This window comes from Nocardia sp. NPDC024068 (assembly GCF_040638875.1).
GTDB lineage: Bacteria > Actinomycetota > Actinomycetes > Mycobacteriales > Mycobacteriaceae > Nocardia.
In genome coordinates, this window is the sequence record NZ_JBEZYU010000063.1 from 21,525 (window position 1) to 28,555 (window position 7,031).

General features: G+C 68.5%; 7 protein-coding genes. 2 read left to right on the plus strand and 5 right to left on the minus strand.

Annotated elements, in window-relative coordinates; all coding sequences use genetic code 11:
• The first annotated feature begins 86 nt into the window (after positions 1–86).
• On the plus strand, positions 87–2,039 hold the full coding sequence (locus AB0F41_RS27890) for a gamma-glutamyltransferase family protein (RefSeq protein WP_357428877.1): 1,953 nt from the start codon (positions 87–89) through the stop codon (positions 2,037–2,039).
• On the opposite strand, the gene AB0F41_RS27895 is transcribed toward AB0F41_RS27890, so the two are convergent.
• From AB0F41_RS27895 to AB0F41_RS27910, 4 genes are all read right to left on the minus strand, one after another.
• Positions 2,036–2,539 (minus strand): PH domain-containing protein, encoded by a 504-nt coding sequence (locus AB0F41_RS27895; protein ID WP_357428879.1) that lies wholly within the window; start codon positions 2,537–2,539, stop codon positions 2,036–2,038. The genes AB0F41_RS27890 and AB0F41_RS27895 overlap by 4 nt on opposite strands.
• 4 nt (positions 2,540–2,543) lie before the next feature.
• Positions 2,544–3,023 (minus strand): 6,7-dimethyl-8-ribityllumazine synthase, encoded by a 480-nt coding sequence (gene ribH, locus AB0F41_RS27900; protein ID WP_357428881.1) that lies wholly within the window; start codon positions 3,021–3,023, stop codon positions 2,544–2,546.
• A 28-nt stretch (positions 3,024–3,051) separates the two neighbouring features.
• Complete coding sequence (locus AB0F41_RS27905) at positions 3,052–4,296, minus strand: bifunctional 3,4-dihydroxy-2-butanone-4-phosphate synthase/GTP cyclohydrolase II (RefSeq protein ID WP_357428883.1); 1,245 nt, start codon at positions 4,294–4,296, stop codon at positions 3,052–3,054.
• A gap of 103 nt (positions 4,297–4,399) precedes the next feature.
• A complete protein-coding gene (locus tag AB0F41_RS27910; RefSeq protein ID WP_357428885.1) occupies positions 4,400–5,020 on the minus strand; it encodes a riboflavin synthase in 621 nt (206 codons plus the stop codon).
• Between the two features lie 656 nt (positions 5,021–5,676).
• Between AB0F41_RS27910 and AB0F41_RS27915 the strand changes: the two genes are divergently transcribed.
• Entirely contained in the window at positions 5,677–6,138 is a 462-nt protein-coding gene (locus AB0F41_RS27915; protein WP_357428887.1) for a hypothetical protein, read from the plus strand.
• A 34-nt stretch (positions 6,139–6,172) separates the two neighbouring features.
• On the opposite strand, the gene rpe is transcribed toward AB0F41_RS27915, so the two are convergent.
• Positions 6,173–6,844 carry a ribulose-phosphate 3-epimerase gene (rpe, locus tag AB0F41_RS27920; RefSeq protein ID WP_357428892.1) on the minus strand — a complete coding sequence of 224 codons (672 nt, stop codon included), beginning with the start codon at positions 6,842–6,844 and terminating at the stop codon, positions 6,173–6,175.
• Positions 6,845–7,031 lie beyond the last annotated feature (187 nt).

Here is a 7,031-nt window from a genome sequence, read left to right on the forward strand (position 1 = left end):
CGCGGGGCGCCCCGCGCCGGCGACGCACCCCTTACGCCCGCGCGAGTCCCACTCGTCTGCCGCCCCGGACCGCTAGAGTTCGGAATATGCGCCCGGTACAACGGATTCGGTACGCACTGTCGATCACGGGTCTGCTCGTGGCCGCCTCGCTGAGTGGTTGCGGTGACGACTCCGGCGCCGCGGGCCCGTGCGCCCCGTCCCCGAACGGCACCCCGATCACCGCCGCCCCGGCCTCCGGTTCGGCGGCGCCCACCTCGCGTGACCTGGCCACCAATCCCGAGATCGCCTCCGGCTATCGCTCCGGGATGAGCGCGGTCCACACCACCGGGTACGCCGTATCCACCGCCAACTCGCACGCCACCCGCGCCGCCTGCGAGGTGCTGCGCGCCGGCGGCACCGCGGCCGATGCGCTGGTCACCGCGCAAACCGTGCTCGGGCTCACCGAACCGCAGGCCTCCGGTCTCGGCGGCGGCGCGTTCCTGCTCTACTACGACGCCGAACACGAAACCATCCAGGCCTACGACGGCCGGGAGACCGCCCCCGCCGAGGCCACCGAGAACTACCTGCGCTGGATCAGCGATTCCGACCGCACCGAACCCCGGCCGGACGCCCGGGCCAGCGGCCGGTCGATCGGGGTTCCCGGGGTGGTGCGGTTGCTGGAGGCGGCGCATACCGAGCACGGGCACACCGAGTGGCGGGAGCTGTTCGAGCCGGCCGTCGCGCTGGCGGACCGGGGGTTCGAGATCAGCCCCCGGCTGGCCGGTCAGATCGCCGATTCCGCGGCCGAGCTGGCCCGCGATCCCGCCGCGGCCGAGTATTTCCTGAACCCCGACGGTTCACCGAAACCGGCGGGCACCGTGCTCACCAATCCGGCGCTGTCCAAAACCATGAACACCGTCGCCACCGAGGGCGCGGAGGCGTTCTACACCGGATCCATCGCCGAGGCCATCGTCGCCGCGGCGGCCTCCGGCAGCGGCGGGCGCACCCCCGGCCTGCTGTCGGCCGCCGATCTGGACGGTTACCGCGCTGTCGAACGGTCCCCGCTGTGCACGGGGTACCGGGAGCACGAGGTCTGCGGTATGCCGGGTCCCTCCTCGGGTGGTATCACGGTCGCCGCCACCCTCGGCATCCTGGAGAATTTCGATATTCCCGGCCTGCTTCCGGAGCGAGTGGATCGCAACGGCGGCGTGCCCCGGGCCGAGGCGGCGCATCTGATCGCGGAGGCCGAACGCCTCGCCTACGCCGACCGGGACAAATACATCGCCGACCCCGATTACATTCCGCTGCCGGGTAATACCCCCGACACGCTGGTGAATCCGGACTATCTGCGGGACCGGGCCGGGCTCATCGATCCCGCCCGCAGTATGGGCACCGCGCAACCCGGCGAGTTCGGGCCCACCACGCTGGGCGCCGGACCGCAGCAACCCGAACACGGCACCAGCCATATCTCGGTGGTCGACTCCTACGGCAATGCCGCGGCCATGACCACCACAGTGGAATCGGCCTTCGGGTCCTTCCATATGGTCGACGGCTTCCTGCTCAACAATCAGCTCACCGATTTCGCCACCGACCCGGCGGGTCCCGACGGCGCACCGGTGGCCAACCGGATCGAGCCGGGCAAACGCCCGCGCAGCTCCATGAGCCCCACGCTCGTCTTCGAACGCGGCGCCGACGGCGCTCCGGGCGCGCTCACTCATGTCGTCGGTTCACCCGGTGGTTCGGTGATCATCCAGTTCGTGGTGAAAACCCTGATCGGCATGCTGGATTGGGGCCTGGACCCGCAGCAGGCGGTATCGGCGGTCGCGTTCGGGGCCGCGAACACACCGGTCACCAATGTCGGCGGCGAGCATCCGGCGATCGACAGCAGCGCCGACGGCGCGCACGACCCGCTGGTCACCGGGCTACGGGAACGCGGGCATCAGGTATCGGTGGCCCCGCAGACCAGTGGACTGAGTGTGCTGGCCCGCGACGGTGAGACCGGATGGGTCGGCGGCGCCGATCCGCGCCGGGAGGGCGAGGTCCTGGGAGATACCCGCTAGCGAGGGTTGCCGGTCCCGTCGGTGTACTTCGCGCCGAGTTCCCGCAGCCGATCCAGGGCGGCCGCCGCATGCTCGCCGTCGTTGGAACGGATCGCCAGCATCGGCACGTAGTCGTCGTTCACCAGCTCCAGCCGGGCCCAGGCCTTACGGTCCGGGAAGGAGACCCCGCGAACATGTTTCCACTCGAACTCGTTGTCGCCGAGAACGTTGCGCACCACCACCCCGCGCTCGCCGGCCCGCACTCGCGGCCGGGTGAGCAGCAGGACAGCGATCGCGCCGAATATCCCGATGGCGACCATCGCGAACTGGTCGACGACCCGGAAGTTCACCCCGGTGTAGTCGACCCGCAGGAACACACCGAGCAGGGTGAAGGCGATCAGCAGACCGGCGGCCACGATCACCGCGGTCCGCCGCGATTTCCGCGCCCGCACCTCCAGCTCCCACCCGGGCTCATCCGTCCGGGCGGTATCCGCCCGGCGCCATATCCGTACCACCGGCATCGGCTCAGCTCGCCGCCCGTAACCCACGCAGGGTGAGCGCGGCGTCCAGTGCGGCCGCGGCCGCCTGCTCGCCCTTGTTCTCCGCGGAATCGGGCAGCCCGGCCCGGTCCAGGGCCTGCTTCTCGTCGTTGGTGGTGAGCACCCCGTTGGCGACCGGAGTGCTCTCGTCCAGCGAGACCCGGGTCAGACCGGCGGTCACCGCGTCGCAGACATAGTCGAAATGGGGGGTGTCCCCGCGGATCACCACACCGAGCGCGACCACCGCGTCATGGGTGCGGGCGAGTTCCTGGGCCAGTACCGGTAGTTCCATGGCGCCCGCGCACCGTGCGACGGTGGTGTGCCGGACCCCGGCGTCGGCGGCGACGCGTTCGGCGTTGGCGACGAGGGTGTCGCAGATCTCGGTATGCCACCGGGATGCGACGATGGCCAGCCGCAGATCCTTGGCGTCGGCGAGGGTGAAGTTCGGTACCCCGGTGCCGCTCATCGGTTTCCGCCTTTCGATCCGGGTATCGTCACTGCGCGGTCTCCCCCAGGTCCAGATCGTCCAGACCCACCAGGTCGTGGCCCATCCGGTCCCGTTTGGTGCGCAGGTAGCGCAAGTTCTCGGCGTTGGCGCGGACCGGCATCGGCACCCGTTCGGTGATCCGTAGCCCGTAGCCGTCGAGGCCGACCCGTTTGGCCGGGTTGTTGGTGAGCAGTCGCATGGACCGGATACCCAGGTCGACCAGGATCTGCGCCCCCGTACCGTAGTCCCGCGCATCGGCGGGCAGCCCGAGCTCGATATTCGCGTCGACCGTATCGTGCCCGGAATCCTGTAGCTGATAGGCCTGCAGTTTGTGCATCAGGCCGATACCGCGGCCTTCGTGCCCGCGCATGTAGAGCACCACTCCGCGTCCCTCGGCGGCCACCATTTCGAGGGCCGCGTCCAGTTGCGGCCCGCAGTCGCAGCGCAGCGAGCCGAACACATCGCCGGTCAGGCATTCGGAATGCACCCGGACCAGCACATCCTCGCCCTCGCCGAGGTCGCCGCGGACCAGCGCGACATGTTCCACATCGTCGTAGATGCTCTGATACCCGACGGCGGTGAACTCACCGTGCAGCGTCGGGATCCGCGCCTGCGCCACCCGCACCACATGCTTCTCGTGCTTGCGACGCCAGGCGATCATCTCCGCGATCGAGATCATGGCCAGTTCGTGTTCGTCGGCGAAGACCCGCAGTTCGTCGGTGCGAGCCATATGCCCGTCGTCCTTCTGACTGACGATCTCGCAGATCACGCCGGCCGGGCGCAGACCGGCCATCCGCGCCAGGTCCACCGCGGCCTCGGTATGCCCGGGACGACGCAGCACACCACCGTCCTTGGCCCGCAGCGGCACCACATGGCCCGGGCGGGTGAAATCGTTGGGTTTGGCGTCGCCGTCGGCCAGCAGCCGGATGGTGGTGGCGCGATCGGCGCCGGAGATACCGGTGGTGACGCCTTCGCGGGCGTCCACCGACACGGTGTAGGCCGTGCCGTGTTTGTCCTGGTTCACCGCGTACATCGGCGGCAGTCCCAGGCGGTCGCAGTCGTCACCGGTGAGCGGTACGCAGATGTAGCCGGAGGTGTACCGGATCATGAACGCCACCAGCTCGGGAGTGGCCTTCTCCGCGGCGAAGATGAGGTCGCCCTCGTTCTCCCGATCCTCGTCGTCGACGACGACGACCGGTTTACCGGCCGCTATATCGGCGACGGCGCGCTCGATGCTGTCGAACCTGGTCACGTCTGCAATGCTCCATCTCGATTGGTCCCGATCACACTACTGTGTCCCACCAGGCGGTCCGGTCGCGGCCGCAGGTATCCGCCCGGCGCCGCGGCGCCGGGCGTCAGCCGCGCTGCTGCAGGCGTTCGACGTATTTCGCGATCACATCGACCTCGAGGTTGACGACCGCGCCGGGGGTGGACGCGCCGAGGTCGGTCAGACTCAGTGTGGTCGGAATCAGCGAGATCTCGAACCAGTCGCGAGCGTCGTCCGCGGCCGGGGAATCGGAGCGGCCCAGCGCCGAGACGGTCAGCGAGACACCGTTCACGGTGATGGAACCCTTCTCCACCACATACTTGGCGATTGCGTCCGGCAGCGTGATCCGGACGACCTCCCAGTTGCTCGACGGGGTCCGGCTCAGGATGGTTCCGGTGCCGTCCACATGCCCCTGCACGATATGACCGCCCAGCCGGCTGTTCACGGCGGCGGCGCGTTCCAGATTGACGCGGGCGCCGGGGCCCAGCCCGCCGATACTGCTTCGCCGCAGCGTTTCGCCCATCACGTCGACAGTGAACACATCGTCGAGTACATCGACAACGGTCAGGCAGACCCCGTTCACCGCGATCGAATCGCCGTGCCCGGCATCGGAGGTCACCAGTTTGCCGCGAATACTCAGCCGCGCGGCGTCGGTGAGTTGTTCGCAGGCGACGATTTCGCCCAATTCCTCGACGATGCCTGTGAACATGCCTTCTCCCGTTTCAGATCGATGTTCCGCATACGGAACGGCGGGAGTGGTACCGAATATTCCCAGTTCGCCGTCCACGACCAGACTAGTGGGCGCGTGCGAGGCGGGGCAGGGTGCCGGTCGGCGCCTCCGGGCCGCGACGGCGCACATCGCCCCCTTTCCGTAAATTTTCCGATCAAGAGATTTGCGTCACTATCGCTAGGACTAGACCTTTTGCTACCACGACAGGCGTAAATATCCCGCGATCGCGAACCGGAACATTCCCCTTTCCCCTACCGATACAGCATCGAAACCCGAAATGTTTCTCGATTTGCACGCTCACACCGGCTAACGCAATATTGTGAGGTGACCGGCTCGCCTCCACCCCGACCACTGCACGGGACGGCCGGGCACAGCGCTCCACCGATGACGGCCACCGCCGCGGAAAACCGTGTGCCACAAGCCTTCACCCGTACAACCGGATACGTCCACGACGCCTCGGGCAGATCGTCCCCGGCGGCGGGCCGGCGCTCCGGAACCCCCGGCCCCGCGACAGTGCTGTCCGGGCATCGGATCCCTGTCGCCGCCGCGCCGGAACCGATCCGCGCGACCGCCCCGCCTCCGGGTCGCCCCTGCCCTGTCCCGGCACGTTCACCACTCGAGGAAGCCGCCCCGCTATGACCACATTCACCGAGTCACCCCTGGAACGGCATTGCCGGCGGTACCGGGAGAAAGACCTGCTACCCGCCGTGGTCGATCCGGCGGCGCAACGCATCCTGCTCCATGTGGGCGCGACCTACGGCGCGGTGACCATGCCCACCGAACTCGGCGAACGAGTCCTGCAGGCATTACGGGCAAGCGGTATCGCCGGCCCCGTGTTCGCCCACCCCCGGGCGCGGCGCTGGACATTCCTCACCGGCCCCACCCGCCACGACGAATTCACCGCTACCGCGGCCGCCGAATTGTTCCGGCTCTACACCACCGTCGCCGGCACCGGCAGCCAGATCGTGCTGCCCTCGGCCGAGGACGAACACAGCGGTTACCGGGTCTGGGTGGCAGGTCCCGAAGCACTCGGCACCAGGCCGCCCCAGCACACGGTGATCGACGCCGCCCGGGAAAGCGGGCGAGCCCTCCGATAGCGCGCTCACCGCGGGACGGACGCCGCGATATCGATCAGCGGCCGGCGTGATGCGCCGACCGTGCCTCGGCGGCCCGCAACCGCAACTTCTCCACGGTCGCGCCGGGATCCTCGGTGTTGTAGATCGCCGACCCGGCCACGAAACAGTCGATACCCGCCTCCGCCGCCTGTTCGATCGTGTCGGCGTTGATACCGCCGTCGATCTCCACCACCAGGCGCAACTCGCCCGCGTCGACCAGCCGGCGCACCGCCTTCGCCTTCTCCAGCACCTCCGGGATGAAGGACTGTCCGCCGAACCCGGGTTCCACGCTCATCACCAGCAGGGTGTCGAAATCGCGCAGGATCTCCAGATAGGGCTCGATAGGAGTATTCGGTTTCACCGACAACCCCGCCTTCGCGCCCGCCGCCCGGATATCCCGCGCCACCGCCACCGGATCGTCGGTGGCCTCGGCGTGGAAGGTCACGTTGTAGGCGCCCGCCTCGGCGTACGGCGGCGCCCACCGCGCCGGATCTTCGATCATCAGATGGCAATCCAGTGGAATATCGGTGGCCTTCAGCAGGCTCTCCACCACCGGCAATCCCAAGGTCAGATTCGGTACGAAATGCGCGTCCATCACATCGACATGCAGCCAGTCCGCCCCCGCCACAGCATCGGCCTCCTCGGCCAGCCGCGAGAAATCGGCGGAAAGAATCGACGGCGCGATCATCGGAACGCCGGGACGGGTGAACGTGGGCTCGGACGCAGTCACACGGGGAGCTTATGTCTTCGGCGGCGCCTCCGGCGGGCGGGGCTGTAATTTTGGAGGCGCTCCGCGCCTCGAGGGTGGGGCCCTATTAACCCGGTTCTTCACTCCCGGCGGTCGGTCGCTGCGCTCCCTCCCTCTGGTCGCTCCA

What these genes read in the sequence shown, in the direction of transcription:
- AB0F41_RS27895 (WP_357428879.1), bottom strand. Translation starts at nt 2,539, where the DNA reads ATGCCGGTGGTACGGATATGGCGCCGGGCGGATACCGCCCGGACGGAT.
- AB0F41_RS27890 (WP_357428877.1), top strand. Translation starts at nt 87, where the DNA reads ATGCGCCCGGTACAACGGATTCGGTACGCACTGTCGATCACGGGTCTG.
- ribH (WP_357428881.1), bottom strand. Translation starts at nt 3,023, where the DNA reads ATGAGCGGCACCGGGGTACCGAACTTCACCCTCGCCGACGCCAAGGAT.
- rpe (WP_357428892.1), bottom strand. Translation starts at nt 6,844, where the DNA reads ATGATCGCGCCGTCGATTCTTTCCGCCGATTTCTCGCGGCTGGCCGAG.
- AB0F41_RS27915 (WP_357428887.1), top strand. Translation starts at nt 5,677, where the DNA reads ATGACCACATTCACCGAGTCACCCCTGGAACGGCATTGCCGGCGGTAC.
- AB0F41_RS27910 (WP_357428885.1), bottom strand. Translation starts at nt 5,020, where the DNA reads ATGTTCACAGGCATCGTCGAGGAATTGGGCGAAATCGTCGCCTGCGAA.